Annotated in this window: 22 protein-coding genes and 1 tRNA gene; 5 read left to right on the forward strand and 18 right to left on the reverse strand. The window is 33.4% G+C overall.

Annotation, left to right across the window (positions count from 1 at the left end; all coding sequences use genetic code 11):
* The first annotated feature begins 103 nt into the window (after positions 1 to 103).
* From AXE83_RS06380 to AXE83_RS06395, 3 genes are all read left to right on the forward strand, one after another.
* Positions 104 to 802, forward strand: a complete 699-nt coding sequence (locus tag AXE83_RS06380) for a response regulator transcription factor (protein ID WP_060955830.1) — start codon at positions 104 to 106, stop codon at positions 800 to 802.
* Entirely contained in the window at positions 799 to 2,169 is a 1,371-nt protein-coding gene (locus AXE83_RS06385; RefSeq protein WP_060955831.1) for a sensor histidine kinase, read from the forward strand. Before AXE83_RS06380 ends, AXE83_RS06385 begins: the two co-directional genes overlap by 4 nt.
* 611 nt (positions 2,170 to 2,780) lie before the next feature.
* Positions 2,781 to 4,166, forward strand: coding sequence for an IS1182 family transposase (locus tag AXE83_RS06395; protein WP_060955833.1), 1,386 nt, complete (start codon positions 2,781 to 2,783; stop codon positions 4,164 to 4,166).
* A 96-nt stretch (positions 4,167 to 4,262) separates the two neighbouring features.
* On the opposite strand, the gene AXE83_RS06400 is transcribed toward AXE83_RS06395, so the two are convergent.
* The 14 genes from AXE83_RS06400 to AXE83_RS06460 all read right to left on the reverse strand — a co-directional run bounded on the left by AXE83_RS06400 (position 4,263) and on the right by AXE83_RS06460 (position 12,269).
* The gene (locus AXE83_RS06400; RefSeq protein ID WP_060955834.1) at positions 4,263 to 4,544 is read right to left on the reverse strand and encodes a hypothetical protein; all 282 of its coding nucleotides are present in this window, start codon (positions 4,542 to 4,544) and stop codon (positions 4,263 to 4,265) included.
* 10 nt (positions 4,545 to 4,554) lie between these two features.
* On the reverse strand, positions 4,555 to 4,833 hold the full coding sequence (locus AXE83_RS06405; RefSeq protein ID WP_060955835.1) for a type II toxin-antitoxin system RelB/DinJ family antitoxin: 279 nt from the start codon (positions 4,831 to 4,833) through the stop codon (positions 4,555 to 4,557).
* A gap of 512 nt (positions 4,834 to 5,345) precedes the next feature.
* Positions 5,346 to 6,683, reverse strand: a complete 1,338-nt coding sequence (locus tag AXE83_RS06410; protein ID WP_060955836.1) for a sensor histidine kinase — start codon at positions 6,681 to 6,683, stop codon at positions 5,346 to 5,348.
* The gene (locus AXE83_RS06415) at positions 6,662 to 7,330 is read right to left on the reverse strand and encodes a response regulator transcription factor (RefSeq protein WP_060955837.1); all 669 of its coding nucleotides are present in this window, start codon (positions 7,328 to 7,330) and stop codon (positions 6,662 to 6,664) included. The genes AXE83_RS06410 and AXE83_RS06415 overlap by 22 nt, the downstream gene beginning before the upstream one ends.
* A 1-nt stretch (position 7,331) precedes the next feature.
* Positions 7,332 to 8,060 carry a lantibiotic ABC transporter permease gene (locus AXE83_RS06420; protein ID WP_060955838.1) on the reverse strand — a complete coding sequence of 243 codons (729 nt, stop codon included), beginning with the start codon at positions 8,058 to 8,060 and terminating at the stop codon, positions 7,332 to 7,334.
* Position 8,061: 1 nt separating this feature from the next.
* Positions 8,062 to 8,787 (reverse strand): lantibiotic ABC transporter permease, encoded by a 726-nt coding sequence (locus tag AXE83_RS06425; protein WP_237370547.1) that lies wholly within the window; start codon positions 8,785 to 8,787, stop codon positions 8,062 to 8,064.
* A gap of 19 nt (positions 8,788 to 8,806) precedes the next feature.
* Complete coding sequence (locus AXE83_RS06430; protein WP_060955840.1) at positions 8,807 to 9,511, reverse strand: lantibiotic protection ABC transporter ATP-binding subunit; 705 nt, start codon at positions 9,509 to 9,511, stop codon at positions 8,807 to 8,809.
* 148 nt (positions 9,512 to 9,659) lie between these two features.
* A complete protein-coding gene (locus tag AXE83_RS11430; protein ID WP_223299874.1) occupies positions 9,660 to 9,773 on the reverse strand; it encodes a DNA adenine methylase in 114 nt (37 codons plus the stop codon).
* A gap of 397 nt (positions 9,774 to 10,170) precedes the next feature.
* Positions 10,171 to 10,242, reverse strand: a tRNA-Arg gene (locus AXE83_RS06435).
* 42 nt (positions 10,243 to 10,284) lie between these two features.
* The gene (gene rplS, locus AXE83_RS06440; RefSeq protein ID WP_001068670.1) at positions 10,285 to 10,632 is read right to left on the reverse strand and encodes a 50S ribosomal protein L19; all 348 of its coding nucleotides are present in this window, start codon (positions 10,630 to 10,632) and stop codon (positions 10,285 to 10,287) included.
* A 118-nt stretch (positions 10,633 to 10,750) separates the two neighbouring features.
* A complete protein-coding gene (gene crcB, locus AXE83_RS06445) occupies positions 10,751 to 11,080 on the reverse strand; it encodes a fluoride efflux transporter CrcB (RefSeq protein ID WP_045763448.1) in 330 nt (109 codons plus the stop codon).
* Positions 11,074 to 11,448, reverse strand: a complete 375-nt coding sequence (crcB, locus tag AXE83_RS06450) for a fluoride efflux transporter CrcB (protein WP_060955841.1) — start codon at positions 11,446 to 11,448, stop codon at positions 11,074 to 11,076. The genes crcB (AXE83_RS06445) and crcB (AXE83_RS06450) overlap by 7 nt, the downstream gene beginning before the upstream one ends.
* Positions 11,445 to 11,711, reverse strand: a complete 267-nt coding sequence (locus AXE83_RS06455) for a chorismate mutase (protein WP_049549300.1) — start codon at positions 11,709 to 11,711, stop codon at positions 11,445 to 11,447. Before AXE83_RS06455 ends, crcB (AXE83_RS06450) begins: the two co-directional genes overlap by 4 nt.
* 114 nt (positions 11,712 to 11,825) lie before the next feature.
* Entirely contained in the window at positions 11,826 to 12,269 is a 444-nt protein-coding gene (locus AXE83_RS06460; protein ID WP_001162134.1) for a flavodoxin, read from the reverse strand.
* Positions 12,270 to 12,372: 103 nt separating this feature from the next.
* Between AXE83_RS06460 and AXE83_RS06465 the strand changes: the two genes are divergently transcribed.
* The gene (locus tag AXE83_RS06465) at positions 12,373 to 13,308 is read left to right on the forward strand and encodes a DHH family phosphoesterase (RefSeq protein WP_060955842.1); all 936 of its coding nucleotides are present in this window, start codon (positions 12,373 to 12,375) and stop codon (positions 13,306 to 13,308) included.
* A 96-nt stretch (positions 13,309 to 13,404) separates the two neighbouring features.
* A complete protein-coding gene (locus AXE83_RS06470) occupies positions 13,405 to 13,647 on the forward strand; it encodes a type B 50S ribosomal protein L31 (RefSeq protein WP_000710764.1) in 243 nt (80 codons plus the stop codon).
* A 93-nt stretch (positions 13,648 to 13,740) separates the two neighbouring features.
* Here AXE83_RS06470 and AXE83_RS06475 read toward each other — a convergent pair whose 3' ends face one another.
* The 4 genes from AXE83_RS06475 to AXE83_RS06490 form a co-directional block, all read right to left on the reverse strand.
* On the reverse strand, positions 13,741 to 15,126 hold the full coding sequence (locus AXE83_RS06475) for an IS1182 family transposase (protein WP_060955843.1): 1,386 nt from the start codon (positions 15,124 to 15,126) through the stop codon (positions 13,741 to 13,743).
* 133 nt (positions 15,127 to 15,259) lie between these two features.
* A complete protein-coding gene (locus tag AXE83_RS06480; protein WP_000587311.1) occupies positions 15,260 to 15,580 on the reverse strand; it encodes a heavy metal-binding domain-containing protein in 321 nt (106 codons plus the stop codon).
* Between the two features lie 330 nt (positions 15,581 to 15,910).
* Positions 15,911 to 16,186 carry an HU family DNA-binding protein gene (locus AXE83_RS06485; protein ID WP_001284633.1) on the reverse strand — a complete coding sequence of 92 codons (276 nt, stop codon included), beginning with the start codon at positions 16,184 to 16,186 and terminating at the stop codon, positions 15,911 to 15,913.
* A gap of 106 nt (positions 16,187 to 16,292) precedes the next feature.
* Entirely contained in the window at positions 16,293 to 17,129 is an 837-nt protein-coding gene (locus AXE83_RS06490) for a DegV family protein (protein ID WP_049509469.1), read from the reverse strand.
* Positions 17,130 to 17,184: the final 55 nt, after the last annotated feature.

Here is a 17,184-nt window from a genome sequence, read left to right on the forward strand (position 1 = left end):
GATTAATTTTAAACTAAGCTAACCTTAATTTTACATTAAGATTAAAGTATCTTGCTTTTTTCACTCTTTTAAATGGTATAATATAGATAAGCGAGGTAAGATTATGAATTTCGAACAACAGCTCCTGAATAAGCACATCCTTATCATTGATGACGATAAAATTTTAAACTCTTCCATAAGAGATATTCTCACTGCCTACGGATTTTCCAATCTAACATCAGCCTATGATATAGAATCTAGTTTGGACATGATTGAAACAGAGCAGTTTGACCTTTTCCTTTTGGACATTATGCTCCCCGATGGTGATGGCTACACATTAGCAAAACATATCCGAAAAAAAGGCGATACTCCTATCCTCTTTCTGACTGCCAAAAATAATCCTGAAGATGAGATAGCTGGTTTCAATGCTGGTGGTGATGATTATATCATGAAACCCTTCATTCCAAAAAATCTTATCTATCGTATTATGGCTCTGCTCCGGAGAAGTTATAAATCAGAACAGGAATCAATACAGATTGGACAGACTTTGGTGAGTTTTCGGAATGCAACAGTACAAAAAAATGGAGCAGAAATTTCTATTACGCCAATTGAAATTCAGATTTTGAAAAAGCTTTACGATAATAAAAATTACATCGTTTCAACCGAATCTCTCTGTGATACGATTTGGGGAGTGGATAGCTTTGGTTATGAAAACTCTTTGACTGTACATATTCGGAAAATTCGAGAAAAAATAGAAGAAAATCCTTCAAAACCTCAATATTTAAAGACAGCTAAAGGGCTAGGATATAAATTGTTATCATGATTATGAATCAAACCAAAATTTTAAGGTATTCACTAAAGAAATTTATCTTTTCTTCCATCATTATCTTTATTACCAATATTATTCTAATTGCCAGTTTTGTTTTCTACATTAGTAAAAAGCAAACTGCTACTGAGACTGTGAAAATAATTTCTGAACACATTACCATCACAAATAATAACGTCCACATACCTGAAAATGATATTTCTAGTCTAAAAGAACAAAAGTTATGGCTCATGGTATTGGATAAGCAGACTGGAAAACAAGTGTACGAACAGTATAAACCTACAGAAGTTCCTTCGCAATTTGACTACGGGGACATTTTACAGTTTTCTCGCTATTATCTTTCAGATTATCCTGTTTTTAGTCAGATAAAAGGTGGATACATCATTGTTGTTGGTTTTCCAAAAGATAAAATTGCTCGTTATAGTTTTAATTACTTAGATATAGATAGTCTCCGCCTGTTTCCACTAATAGCATTTGGAGTATTGCTTTTCAACTGCCTTTATTTCGCTTTTCTTTACTACTATGGCGTGACGCATATCAATCGTAAAATTGTGCCTCTTGTAACTGCTATTCAGAATCTCCCATATGGTTTAAAAAATCCAATAAATTCTATATCAGAACTAGAATATCTTACAACTGCAATTAATCAAACCGATACTCTACTCAAAGAGAATGAAGTCTTTAAAGAGCAATGGATTTCAGGTATTGCACACGATATCAAAACACCTCTTTCTGTCATCATTTCTAACGCGTCCTTGTTAAATGATTCTGAACTAGATACACAGTTTAAAAAACATATTCGTCCAATATTGACGGAATCCTATTACATCCAAAATGTTTTAAATGACTTAAATATAGTAGCTCGCCTTTCATCCGGTCATCTTCAATTAAATCAGACTGAAACAAAAATTATCCCCTTCTTCAAAGACATTCTCATCCATATTTTAAATCAAGAAATCTGGAATGAATTTGAATTTGAATTTGATTACGATTATTCACTTGTTAATCAATCTATCATGATTGAGCAGTTTTTAATCACAAGAGTTATCCATAATATCATCTACAACTCTGTTTTACATAACGAAAAGGGTTGCACAATAAGAATCCACTTATACAAAAAAGATACAAATGTAATTGTCGAAATCAAAGATAATGGACAGGGAGCTTCACCAGAAAAAATTGCTGAACTTAATGAATTATCTTTTAAAAACATTGATATTTCTAAAATTAGAACGACTGGAATTGGGCTAAAAATTTCAAAACAAATTGTTGATTTGCATCAGGGCTCTATTTCATTTGCTAGTGTCCAAAATGAATTCTTTGAAAGTATCATTTCACTTCCGATTTTCAACATTACCAATTAGATAAAAAAATGGAGAAGAACCATTAGAGTCTTCTCCATTTTATTCTCTAGCCATTGACAAAATATAATTTTTGGTCAAAATTTGGTCATGATTTGGTCAAAAAAATTAAAAATACTAAATTATTTTTAAAAATGAACTTGTGATAATTGCCTTCAAATAAACATTTTAAATTTTCTTTGTCTTTCTTTACATTTCTAAAAATGCCGATACATCAGAGATCGAAAAAATAAACGTTCTACTACATGAGAAACACCATCTAATCAATGATGATTGTAACAACTCACTATCTCAAATAGATACCTTCAAAGAACACATAGAAAATAATAGCGAAAAAGGACGAATTCTTGATTTTATGAGTTTAGTTAATAGCGAATATCCAATAGACGATAGCTTCAATTATCAAGACTATCTCAAAAATGCTGATATTCCTTCAAAATATGAAAACTACGTTAAAGAAATAGCAACACAATTTTATAATGAAAACAAAAAAAATAACACTATCTAATGATAGTGTCAGATTGAAGACAAAGTCCTTAGAACCCAAGTTTCTAAGGGCTTTTCTTTGTGTAAAGTCGTATAATAGAGGTAAGAAGAGTTGTGAGGTAATCCCTATGTTTCACAAAGAAAAACCTGATTATAACCGTAAGCAATATGGTTTCTATACAATAGACGAATTGGTCCCAAAAGATCACTTTCTTCGACAAGTAGATTCAAAGGTTGATTTTGACTTTATTTATGACTTGGTAGAAGATACCTATAGTCCAGATAATGGTCGTCCTAGTCTTGATCCCGTCATGTTAATCAAAATTCCTTTGATTAAATGTTTTTATGGTATTCGTTCCATGCGCCAAACCATGAAAGAGATTGAAGTAAACGTGGCCTATCGTTGGTTTCTTGGACTGACTTTAGATGATAAGGTTCCTCATTTTACTACCTATGGAAAGAATTACAGCCGTCGTTTTCAAGATAAAGAACTCATTTCTGAGATTTTTTCCCAAGTTCTCAGCCAAGCTTTGTATGCTGGCTTAATTGATCCTTCTGAAATATTTGTGGATGGTACCCATATCAAAGCGGCGGCTAATAGTCACAAGTATCGTAAGGAAATGGTAGACCAACAAGCTAAATTTATGAGTGAACAATTGGCAGTTGAGATTGATTTAGATAGGAAAAAACACGAAAAAAAGTCCTTAAAGCCCGCAAAAGAAAGTGAGGCTAAGGAAAAGAAAATCTCAACGACAGATCCCGAGTGTGGTTGGTTTCACAAGGGCGAACATAAGGAAGTATTTGCCTATTCTGCTCAAGTTGCTTGTGATAAGCATGGTTGGGCCTTAGCTTATACAGTTGAAGCAGGAAATGTTCATGATAGTCAGGCTTTCCCTGCCCTATTTTCAAAGTTAGAGCCATTCTCGCCCCACTATATTATTGCGGATTCAGGTTACAAGACCCCAGCTATTGCCCATTATTTATTAGAGCGAAACATCATTCCTGTCTTTCCTTATACTCGTCCAAAGGGAGTAAAGGGGAACTTAAGACCTAGTAATTTTGTTTATGATGCAAGTTATGACTGTTATGTCTGTCCAGAGAATCAAGTATTAAGCTATCGTACAACCACTCGAGAAGGCTACCGTGAGTATAAGAGTAATCCTAAAGTATGTGTTAACTGCCCCCTATTATCCGTTTGTACCCAAAGCAAGAATTTTCAAAAAGTAGTAACGAGACATGTCTGGAAAGATGCCCTTGAATTTTGTGAGGAGATTCGTCACCAAAGAGAAATGAAAGAGCTCTATAAGAAGCGCAAAGAAACAATTGAACGGCTCTTTGGAACGGCTAAGGAATACCATAATTTGAGATACACTAGAGAGAAAGGAAAGTCCAAAATGGAGGATCAGGTTGGGCTTACTTTGGCGTGTTTAAATATCAAAAAATTAGTGAAATGGATAGGGAATATCCCTTTTTATTTTTCTCAAATACAGATTTTTGAATGGAATATCAGATGATGAGACAAACTATTTTTGAAAGCAGAAAAAGACAAACGTCATTTTTGGCGTTTGTCTTCGTTCTGACACTATCTAATGATAGTGTTTTTTTTCATTTTATCCCAATTTAGCAGTTAAACAGAGCTCATTATTGCAATAAATATCTAACTCACTTTCAGAATTACCAAAAATTCCCCCACCTTTTTTATTAAATACAAATTTAACAAAATATATTTCTAAATCTCCTTCATATTCAATTTCAGAATCAAATTCTGAACCAGCTTCCAATTCATCTAATTGATCTGAATAATCATTTAAAAAATCTCTTAAAAAATAATTCAATTTTGGTTTTAGAAATTGAGGTACAGAATTATAATAACTCACATTTTTTATTTCCATTTTCTATCTCCTAATCATTAAAAAATACATCAACATCTTCTTTTCTTTTAAAATCAAGTTTTACAACTTCTGATTTTTCATTTACTAACCTTTGAATATCTTTCTTTGCTTGCTCTACTTCATCTTTTGAATATTCATCTAAAGCAAGTTTAAAGGGAATACTTTTTGTTAAAACACTTTGTTTTAAAAATAATTTTACAGCAGTTGACATATCCAAACCTAATTCATTAAAAATCGCAGTTGCTTCTTTTTTTAAATCATCATCTACTCTAACAGCAATTTGTGACATATCAATTCTCCTTTTACTCTTGTATATCTATTGTATCACTTTTAGATATACAATTCGAGTTTTAGTACCTATTAAACACAAAATAAAATAGACCAACTTACTGATCTACTTTATTCTATATTTACTAAACAAATATTTAAACAGAAACTAACAATTTATTGGTTTAAAAAGTATATTATTAACTATTAAAAAATATACTTTTATTCTTTATGTATTCCTATTTATCGCTCTTTTTCTTTTATTCTTGGCACTTATCAGTATTCATTTAAACCAATTTCTAAGCAAAAAAGTCTTGGCGTAGATCATAATTCTCCACAAATGGATAACGTCCCACCTTGGTCTATTCAGTTGTTAAAAATCAATTAGCTTTCTGCTATGTAGGATTCTTTGCTTAATAACGGAATAGATTTTTCTTATACCTCAAAAGCAAAAAGGATAAATTTCCCTCTACACTTTAATAGTGAAAATTTATCCCTCTTGGTAACCAGATTTATTAATTTTTTAAAATATGCTTACTTTTTAAATACCATTTTAACTTCAGCACCATTACCTTGACCATCGTAATTATTTAGTAACAATTGTCCCTTGTTAGTTTCAAGTATTTTCGTAACAATTGAAAGTCCCAAACCATGTATATTATTATCATACATTTTTGTTGATACATATTTTTCCCTTAGATCATAAAGAATATCATCATTAAATCCATCGCCTTGATCCCTGACAACAATAGTATAATCATCTATATCATCATAAAAACCGATAAATATAGTTGAACCCACTGAAGAATTCTCAATTGCATTATTTACTAAATTTTGTAACGCAATAGAAATTGAATTTTTATCTAATTTAATATTACTTGCATCATGTGAAAGAATTGACAAGCTAAAACCCTTAAGTTTACAAATACTAGTCACAATTTTTATCCAATCGTCTAAAACTTCTTTTGATACAACTTCCTTTGGAGCTTCCATCAAATCAGAAAAATCATTTAGTTTTTTTAGAAAAGATTCCAATCTCTCCACTCCATTTAAAGCATCTTCTGCTCTTTCAAGAACATTTTCTTGATCTTCTTTTAATAATTCTATATTCCCCTTAATTAGAGTAATCGGAGTCCTCACATCATGAGTAATCGATTGAATCATTTCTTTTTGTGTCATCTGCATATTCCATTGTTTTTCTAATGATGCCTTTAAGCTCCTTGCCATACTATCTATAGAATCTAACACTCCTGAAATTTCTGTATAATCAGAATACTCTCTTTCAAATTCTAATTGTAATTTTTCAATATTTTCATTAGCCTTGGATATCTTTCTAATTTCACTCCTTAATTTCCTTGTCAAATTACTTATTAAATAAATAAACCCAATTAGCCACAGACAAAACATGCTTGTAAAATACACCAATTCAAAATTTCCAATTATTTTGTATACATTTGGATTGGTAGGTATAGCACTAATTTTATATTTTATGATCAAATCTTTATTACCATTTTTAAAAGCCTTAAATACATCTGAACCTATTATGTGTTCCTTTGAAGATTTTCCTTCTTGCAATGCCTCACTTATTTTTTGATTATAGCGTTCATCAATCGTATTTTCTATAATTTCTCCATTATCTCTTAATTGATATTCATAAAAAAATGGTATTTTATCAATTTCCCAATTCTCTTTTTGAAACTCATATTTTACTGTATCAGAATGTCTTTCAGCATAATTTGCAGGATATACTACCCCAGTGTTAATTAAGACGTTTAGAGGCATATAGGAAAATAAACTCATAAATAGTACAAAAAACAATTCTAAAATTGCAAATTTACTAATTAAATAGGTTAAACTTTTTTTAGTTCCCATTGATAACCTACTCCCCAAATAGTTTTAACTGGATCTATATGAAATCCAGCAAATTTTTCTCTTATTTTTTTTATTCTTTCTGTAATAGAAGTTGAACTATCACCTTCAGCATCATATCCATAAATTGTTGTATAAATCTTTTCTTTAGTAAAAACCTGGTTTCTATTTTTTAAAAGTAATTCGCATATTTCATATTCACTTTTGGTAAGAGTAATTTCATCTTCCTTGAAATATATTTTTTTAGACAATAAGTCACAAGAAATTGGATAATCAATTATTCTACTATGCTTATCTCTATTTTCTCTTCTAATATGTGCTGCAACCCTCGCCCTTATTTCAGATACAGAAAATGGCTTTGTAACATAATCATCTGCGCCTAAGGCAAATCCCTCTATCTTGTCCTTTTCAAAACTTTTAGCCGTCAACAAGATAATCGGTGCATCTATCAATTCTCTATATCGTGATAAAAACTCAAATCCATCCATTTTATCCATCATGACATCAAGAATAATCAAATTATATTTAACCAGCTGTTCAGGAACAATTTTTTCAGCTGAATCACAAAGGTCGACATTATATTCTTTTTTAAAAGTCAACTCTAAAAGTCGTAATAAATCTTTATCATCATCTATGATTAATAAGTTCATTCTACTCCTCCATTTTATTAATACCATCCCATCTATTATACCAAATATTAAATACGCCTATAAACAATACAGTAATAATTACTGATAATGCTAAAAACATCAAAATAACATGACTTGTAACTTCATGACTTGTATAAGCAAAAATAAGTTTTATCGGCCAAACAAAAGGTAATAAATACCAAATATTACCGCCTAATTCTGTGGTACCTAACAAAATACCTGATAATGTTAAAAAAATTCCGATTAGTATACTACCAGAAAAACCTAATTTCAAACTTAAAAATTGATAAACAGGAATCATTGGCATCAGCATAATTGTACCAATCAAAAAGCATAAAACTGTACTTATATAATTAAACTCAACTTTTCCAAACCCTATTAATATCATTACCAAGATAGATATAAATTCAATTATAAATAGTAATATAGAGATATAAATAGATTTAGAAAAGAATATTTTATTCCTACTAATCCCAGTCCTTAAATCATTTGCAAAATTCCCAGCTACCTTATCAACCTCATATATCATTGGTATATAAAAACACATTGAAAAATTTGCTAAAATTATATATGTGCAAAAGAACACTCCCATTTCTTTCCCTATTAATCCTTTTGAATTAATCGAATAAATACCATAAATCAAAGAAAATAGGATTGGGCATAAAAAAGTCATTAGTCTTACTGGTGTCCTTCTACTTCTAAGCCAGTATGATGATATCATATTATACACTTCATTTACTCCTTTTGTTGTTAATTAGAAGACTTAATGTTAATACGACTACATAGACCGCAATACTTAAAATCAATCCTAAGTATGTTGCATCCATATTCATTAGTGTAGAGCCAGTCTCAAGAAAAGTACCATTTGGATGTACTCCAACAACTGGACTAAGCATTCGCAAGTTATATGACCATGGAAATAAAATCCAATTTTTTGTTACTGCAATCACAGCCGATGGGAATGTCAACACAAAATTCAACAATATAAGAACAGCTTTCTTTTTTGTAAGTCCATATATCAAAAAAGATAAAGCAACAATCGGTAAACTTCCAATAAAAAGACAAATAGTAGCTATAATTAATTGACTTAGCGATATTTTTTCACCTAGAAAAAATATCGCAACAGTAAATATTAATATTGTTGATATTAGTAGAATAATAAATAATTCAGCTACAATAATAATATTTTTTGCCAATTCTATTTTTGTAAAACTTAGATTTTTGCTTTTTTGTAAAACAATATGCTCGCTCTTTTCTTTACCATTTATATTCACAACTAGTAAGCTCAAAACTATTGGGAGAATTAAAAGTGGATACCAATTAAAAGAAGTTGCCAATATGTAACTTTTTCCTTCTGGGCTTTCCCCCATCAAACTAATCATAGCTATATTAAATAAAACAAAAATTATCGGCACAATAATTCCTAACTTTAAGTTAGCAGATCTTTTTTCTTTCATTAACTCTGTTTTAATATAACTAATCATTATTTTTCACATCCTTTTTTATCATTTCTAAAAACAATTTTTCCAAATCCATCTCATCAGAATTATTAGCTTCATAAATGAGATGCCCATTATTAATAATCCCTATCCTATCTGCTATCTGTTGAATCTCACTCAAAATATGACTTGAAATAATGACTGTAATCCCTTTTTTAGAAAACTCTTTTATCATTTCTCTTAACTCTTGAATTCCCAAAGGATCTAGTCCATTAGTTGGTTCATCAAGTATCAATAATTCTGGATTATTTATTAGTGTCATTGCAATTCCAAGTCTTTGTTTCATCCCCAATGAAAAATTTTTTACCAATTTTTTATTTGTGTTTTCTAACCCAACTGTTTTTAACACATAATCAATTCTTCTTTTATCAATATTTAATAATACTGTTAAAACTTCTAAGTTTTCGTATGCTGTTAAATTTGGATAGATGGCAGGATGCTCTATGATAGCTCCAACTTTTTTTAAATCTTGTGTACACATGCTTTTTCCTTCAAAAAAAATATCCCCTGATGTACAATTCATAACTTTAGTAATTATTTTTAATAGCGTTGATTTCCCAGCACCATTCGGTCCTAATAGTCCATATATCTTTCCTTTTTCTGCTTTAATTGATATATTTTCAAGTACCATTTGTTCTTTGATTTTCTTTGTTAAATTTCTTGTTTCAAGCATAATTTCCATATAATGTTCCTCCGTTTCTTATGTAATCAATTCTAATACTAAAAAATAACCAAATTATAATTACTCTATTTTTTTTGTAAAACAAAAAGCATATATAAATTTTAAAAAGGAGTAAGCAACTCTTCTGTTCACTTACTCCCCCATACTTTTATCTAAAATCCTTCAGCAATTCTTGATTATAGTCATTGATAATCGCCTTATTTGGTTGAAGATGAAATAATATTGCACTACCACCAATAAAAGGCTCTACATAAGTAGAAATCCTTTTTTGGTATTAAAGGTTCAATGTCCGAAATTAACTGTCTTTTTCCCCCTACCCATTTAAGAACAGGGGCAACAAGTCTATTTTTTTCATTTTTTATATAACTTCATTATCTTGTAATTATATCATATTTAAACTAGAACTTTCATTCAGTATATTCACAAATACTAAAAAAATCAAAGTAAAAAATACAAAACAAAATAGACCAGCTTCCTGATCTACTTTATTCTATATCCATTAACTTAAATCTAATTTTTGGTCAAAATTTGGTCAAATTTTGGTCAAGTTTTGGTCAAAAAATATAAATATACTATCCTATTTTTAAAAAATAATTTGTGATGATTGCCTATAAATAAAACCTTTAAATATTCTTTATGCTTCTTTACGCTTCTTATAATGCCCCCTGCAGGAATCGAACCTGCAACTACTCCTTAGGAGGGAGTTGTTATATCCATTGAACTAAGGGAGCTAGAGAAAAACTCTGCCGAATGAGCAGAGTTTTTTGGTCGAATTAACGACGGATTTCTTTGATACGAGCTGCTTTACCTTGAAGAGCACGCAAGTAGTACAATTTCGCACGACGTACTTTACCGTAACGAACAACTTCGATCTTTTCAACACGTGGAGTGTGGATTGGGAAGATACGTTCAACACCTACACCGTTAGAGATTTTACGAACTGTGTAGTTTTCTGAGATACCAGCACCTTTACGTGCAATAACAACACCTTCAAAGATCTGAACACGTTCACGGTTACCTTCGACAACTTTCGCGTGTACACGAACAGTGTCACCAGGACGGAATGATGGGATATCAGTACGAAGTTGACCTTCAGTCAAGCTTTGGATTAATGGATTCATTTTATTCTCCTATCTTTGTCAATCTTGAGGAAGCTTCCTCAGCGGATAAACTGTATTTTTGTGCGTCCATTACACACAAGATACAGTTTACCAAATTTCTTAAAAAAAGTAAAGAAATTTATAGCAAAATTCCTAAAAAAATTGCAACTAAACCACCTAAGTAGGTTAAGAGAAAATATCTGTAAAAGATCTTCTTATCAGTTAAGAGTTTTTGGAGTTCATCATTCAAGGTTGAAAAAGTGGTTAGACCTCCACAGAAGCCTGTAGCAAGAATAGCATAGAGCTCTTTATCTTCTACATAATTGTAAAATAAACCAATTAAAAAACAACCTAAAAGATTTGCTAGAAGTGTTCCTAATGGTAAAACTCTCTCTTGATTGAGGGTAGAAAGGAAATAACGAACAAGCGCTCCAACGCCACAAGCAAGTGCTAAATACATGATTACCATTTCTTCCTCCCTAAACAATAAGCCAATAAAAGCCCTCCACCAATGCTCAGAACTAGATAGATTATCAGACTTGGATAAGAACCTGTATCCAGCAATTTTACGGCATCTAACATGAGGCTAGAAAAAGTCGTCAAACCGCCACAAAAGCCAGTTCCAAGTGCTAAAATCAGACCCTTACTGCTCCCCTTATAAACCAAATAACCTTTGACAAGATAGACTAAACAGAAAATTCCTAGATAGTTGACGACTAGTGTCCCCCATGGAAAAGCTGGACTGGTTGGCAACCATTTGGAAATCAAATAACGGACAAGGCCTCCTAGCATGGCAGCTAGAAAGATTCCTAGTGGGTAAAATTGTTCTTTTTTCATTTGATGTTTTTATCCTGATAATCGCGCGAACGTTTGAGAATGTCTGAAAAAGTCGCGACAATTGTCTCTTCGTATTTTTTATTGCTGACACGACTTCTGACTTTTTCAAAGATAGCTTCTTCTCTTTTAGTGTCCAAAATCGGTTTTCCTGAAGCCTTTTTATAAGCAACTACGCCTTCCACAAGATGCATTCTTTCTTCCAAGAGCTTCACGATTTGATCATCAATTTGATCGATTTCTTGTCTAATAATATCTAAATCCATAGAGTCTCCTTTTTATTTGAATGATTTTAGCAAAATCTTCTAATTGGAATGGTACATTTTTAGGAACAACTAACAAAAACTGCACTGACAACTTTCATCAGTGCAACTTCATGCTTATCCTACTTTAGCAGCCAATTCTTCTGCAAATTGTTCCAAGCGTTCGATATCTTCTTCTTCTGCAGAGAGATCCACTTTGACGCACTCTGATCCCTTTTCAGCTCCTGTTGCCACAAATACACGATCAAAGTCATCAACAGCTTTACAGAACTCATCGTAGAAAGTATCGCCTGATCCTACCACACCGTAGATCTTGCCACTCAAATTAAGATCTGCTAGGTCTTCGTAGAAGTCCATCATCTCATCTGGTAACTCTCCATCACCATATGTGTAGGTCGCAACGATTGCGATATCTGCTTCAAGAAAGTCAGATGCGTCAACAGTTGTACATTCATCAACATCTACCTCTAAGCCCAACTCACGCAATTTATCTGCTACAATATCTGCAATTTCTTCGGTATTACCGGTCATACTGGCAAATACAATTTTTGCTAATGCCATATCGTCCTCCTCAATTTATCTTCCTCCATTATATCACATCTTTTTCATTTTAAAAATAAAAACTCTTGTGCTACAATGAAATAAGAAAGAATTGAGGTTACTTATGGAAATTTGCCATCAAATTTTAGGAAAAATTAAAGCATACGATACCATTGTCATTCACCGTCACATGAAACCCGATCCTGATGCCTTAGGAAGTCAGGTTGGACTCAAAGCACTTCTGGAACATCATTTCCCAGAAAAAAAAATCAAGGTAGTCGGTTATGATGAACCTACCCTAACATGGCTTACAAAGATGGATCAGGTAGAAGACAAAGATTATCAAGGAGCGCTTGCTATCATTTGTGATACAGCAAATACTGCTCGTATCGATGATAAACGTTATATCAATGCTGAAACCATTATTAAAATTGACCACCATCCAAATGATGAAGTATACGGAGATCTTGTTTGGGTAGATACCAACTCGAGCAGTGCCAGTGAGATGATTGCTCTCTTTGCTGAAGCAACTAATCTTGAATTATCTGACTATGCAGCTAAAATGCTATGCGCTGGAATTATTGGCGATACCGGCCGTTTCCTTTATCCGTCTACTTCTGCTCGTACCCTTCGAATTGCTAGTAAACTAAGAGAACATAACTTTGACTATGCTGAATTAGCACGTAAAATGGACACCATGAGCTTTAAAATTGCTAAACTTCAAGGTTATGTCTATGATCACTTAGAAGTTGATGAAAACGGTGTTGCGCGTGTCATTCTGACTCAAGAAATTCTAAAAACATATCAAGTAACAGACGCAGAAACAGCAGCCATTGTTGGCGCTCCAGGACGTATTGATACTGTTAACCTTTGGGGAATATTTGTGGAACAAGCAGATGGCCACTATCGCGTTCGACTTCGCAGTAAATTCGTTCCAATCAATGGTGTTGCAAAAGAACATGATGGTGGAGGTCACCCACTTGCAAGTGGTGCTAACTCCTATAGCCTAGAGGAAAATGAAGTCATCTACCAAAAATTAAAAAACTTACTGAAAAAATAGATAAAAAGCTTGCCAAACTTAGCATAATCTGTTAGACTAGTATGGTAACAATCTATGGCTCGCAAAGAGACCATGGCAGAAAGGAAATATTGCAAAATGAAAAAAGATATCCATCCAGAATATCGCCCAGTTGTCTTCATGGACACAACTACTGGTTACCAATTCCTTAGCGGTTCAACAAAACGCTCTAACGAAACTGTTGAGTTCGAAGGCGAAACTTACCCATTGATCCGTGTGGAAATTTCATCAGACTCACACCCATTCTACACTGGACGTCAAAAGTTCACTCAAGCAGATGGACGCGTGGATCGTTTCAACAAAAAATACGGTCTCAAATAATCATAAAAAGAACAGCTCTAGCTGTTCTCAGAACGAAGACAAACGCCAAAAATGACGTTTGTCTTTTTCTGCTTTCAAAAATAGTTTGTCTCATCATCTGATATTCCATCCGAAAATCTGTATTTGAGAAAAATAAAAAGGGATATTTCCTATCCATTTCACCAGTTTTTTGATATTTAAACACGCCAAAGTAAGCCCAACCTGATCCTCTATTTTGGACTTTCCTTTCTCTCTAGTGTATCTCAAATTATGGTACTCCTTAGCCGTCCCAAAGAGACGTTCAATTGTTTCTTTGCGCTTCTTATAGAGCTCTTTCATTTCTCTTTGGTGACGAATCTCCTCACAAAATTCAAGGGCATCTTTCCAGACATGTCTCGTTACTACTTTTTGATGATTTTGGCTTTGGGTACAAACGGATAATAAAGGACAGGCAACACATACTTTGGGATTACTCTTATACTCACGGTAGCCTTCTCGAGTGGTAGTGCGATAATTTAATACTTGATTCTCTGGACAAATATAAGAGTCATGACTTGCATTATAAACAAAATTACTAGGCCTTAAGTTCCCCTTTACTCCCTTTGGACGAGTATAAGGAAAGACAGGAATGATATTACGTTCTAATAAATAATGGGCAATAGTTGGGGTTTTGTAGCCTGAATCCGCAATAATATAGCGTGGGGAGAAAGGCTCTAACTTTGAAAATAAGGCAGGGAAAGCCTGACTGTCATGAACATTTCCTGCTTCAACCGTATAAGCTAAGGCCCAACCATGCTTATCGCAAGCAACTTGAGCAGAATAGGCAAATACTTCCTTGTGTTCGCCCTTGTGAAACCAACCACACTCGGGATCTGTTGTTGAGATTTTCTTTTCTTTAGCCTCACTTTCTTTTGCGGGCTTTAAGGACTTTTTTGCGTGTTTTTTCCGATCTGAATCAATCTCAACTGCCAATTGTTCACTCATAAATTTAGCTTGTTGCTCTACCATTTCCTTACGATACTTGTGACTATTAGCCGCTGCTTTGATATGGGTACCATCCACAAATATTTCAGAAGGATCAATTAACCCTGCATACAAAGCTTGGTTGAGAACTTGGGAAAAAATCTCAGAAATGAGTTCTTTATCTTGAAAACGACGACTGTAATTTTTCCCATAGGTAGTAAAATGAGGAACCTTATCATCTAAAGTTAGTCCGAGAAACCAACGATAGGCCACGTTTACTTCAATCTCTTTCATGGTTTGGCGCATGGAACGGATACCATAAAAACATTTGATTAAAGGAATTTTGACTAACATGACGGGATCAAGACTAGGCCGACCATTATCTGGACTATAGGTATCTTCTACCAAGTCATATATAAAGCCAAAATCAACCTTTGAATCAACTTGTCGAAGAAAGTGATCTTTTGGGACCAATTCGTCTATTGTATAGAAACCATATTGCTTACGGTTATAATCAGGTTTTTCTTTGTGAAACATAGGGATTACCTCACAACTCTTCTTACCTCTATTATACGACTTTACACAAAGAAAAGCCCTTAGAAACTTGGGTTCTAAGGACTTTGTCTTCAATCTGAGAACAGCTCTAGCTGTTCTTTTTTGTTTCTTCAAATCAGGAGTCAACGACTACTGCTGTTCCACTACAAGTGACCATCAGCATACCATTTTCAGCACCTAAAGTTTCATAGTCCATTTTTATACCTATAATAGCATTTGCTCCACGTTCACTTGCACGCTCCATCATTTCTGCTATAGCTTCTTCTCTTGCTTGAGTCAATTCACCTTCATAACTACTCGCTCGACCTCCAAAAACATTACGGAAGCCAGCAGCCATATCTTTGAACATATTAACTCCAGCAACTACTTCACCAAAGACAATTCCTTTGTAGGCTAGGATTTTTTTCCCTTCAATTCCCGTAGTTGAAATAATCATCTTCCTTTCCTCCTAACTTCTTTTATATAATTGTAAACCCTTTCACTAACTCTGTCAAGAAATACTATAAGGGGCTCAGTGCTTGAAATAAACTCTGCTCACCATCCTTGTTTGCTATCCATTTAGTGCCAATTGTATGGATGATGGCCTAAATCTTTTCTTTGCAAGCCTAACTTGAGATAGGCTTATCGGCTTCACCGTTCTTACCAATAGTAGATCTTAGAATCTATGACTGGTTTAGAAGATACTGTTCTCTCTTGCCCCAAAACTACAAAAAAAGCCTATCGACCAAGCTAAAAAGCTTGATACAATAGACTTTTTCTAAATTCATTATTTAACAGCGTCTTTAAGAGCTTTACCAGCTTTGAATGCTGGAACTTTTGAAGCTGCGATAGTGATTTCTTTACCAGTTTGTGGGTTGCGACCTTTACGTGCTGCACGCTCACGAACTTCGAAATTACCAAAACCAATCAATTGAACTTTTTCACCAGCTGCAAGGTAATCAGCTACTGCTGCAAATACAGCATCAACTGCTGCTGCTGAGTCTTTCTTTGTCAATTCTGTAGCTTCTGCTACTTTAGCGATCAAATCTTGTTTGTTTGCCATGTTAATAATTCCTCCAAATATTTTCTAATTAACAATTACAATCATATCCTAAATTCTCTTGTAGGTCAAGTCAAAAACGCTATTTCTTGCTATTTTCTTTATTTTTTTAGGACTCATATCTGACTAAAATAGCCCAAGCATTTTCACCTGTATGTGTCTGAATAATCGAACCTGTTTCAAGTACAGAGATTGGTTTTTCAACGAATGGTTGTAGGATTTCTTTCATCTCTTCTGCCCAGTCTCTAGTTCCAGAATAGGAAATACCAATTTCTGCAACAGAACGCTCTGACAGTTTTGAAACTAGTTCATCCAACCATTTCTTAAAGGTTTTTGCTCCACGTCCTTTCACGATTGGTTGTAATTCGTCATCCTTCATCTGCATGACTACCCGGATATTTAATAGAGAGCTTAAAAGACCTGTCACTCGGCCAATACGACCACCTTTAACAAGGTTTTCCAAGGTAGAAACACCAATATAGAGCTCTGTGTTCTTCTTTACTTCTTCAACATGAGCCACAATTGTCTCAATGTCTTGTCCTTCTTGAGCTAACTTAGCTGCTTCAACTACTTGAAATTTTAGGGCTTGATCTGTAAAGGAACTATCCAATACAGTCACATTAGCTGTTGACAAACTTGCACCTTGCCGAGCTGCTTCGACAGTTCCTGATAAGGCATGAGACATATGAATGGCTAAAATTTGACTACCGTCTTTACTCAACTCATCAAAGATCTCAGCAAAGAGTCCAACAGGAGGTTGACTTGTTTTAGGCAGATTTTTACTCTCTTTCATCAAGCGAAGAAATTCCCCTTCTTCAAGATCAGCATCCGAATAAAGAACACTATCAATCATTACAGAGAGCGGAACGACGGTAATATTTAATTCTTTGACCACTTCTGGTTCAATGGTAACAGAAGAATCTGTTACGATTTTTACTTGTGTCATAATTCAAATCTTTCTATGTTTCACTTTTTGAGTGAATTTTTTCAATTTAACTATA

Source organism: Streptococcus sp. oral taxon 431 (assembly GCF_001553685.1).
Classification (GTDB): Bacteria; Bacillota; Bacilli; order Lactobacillales; family Streptococcaceae; genus Streptococcus.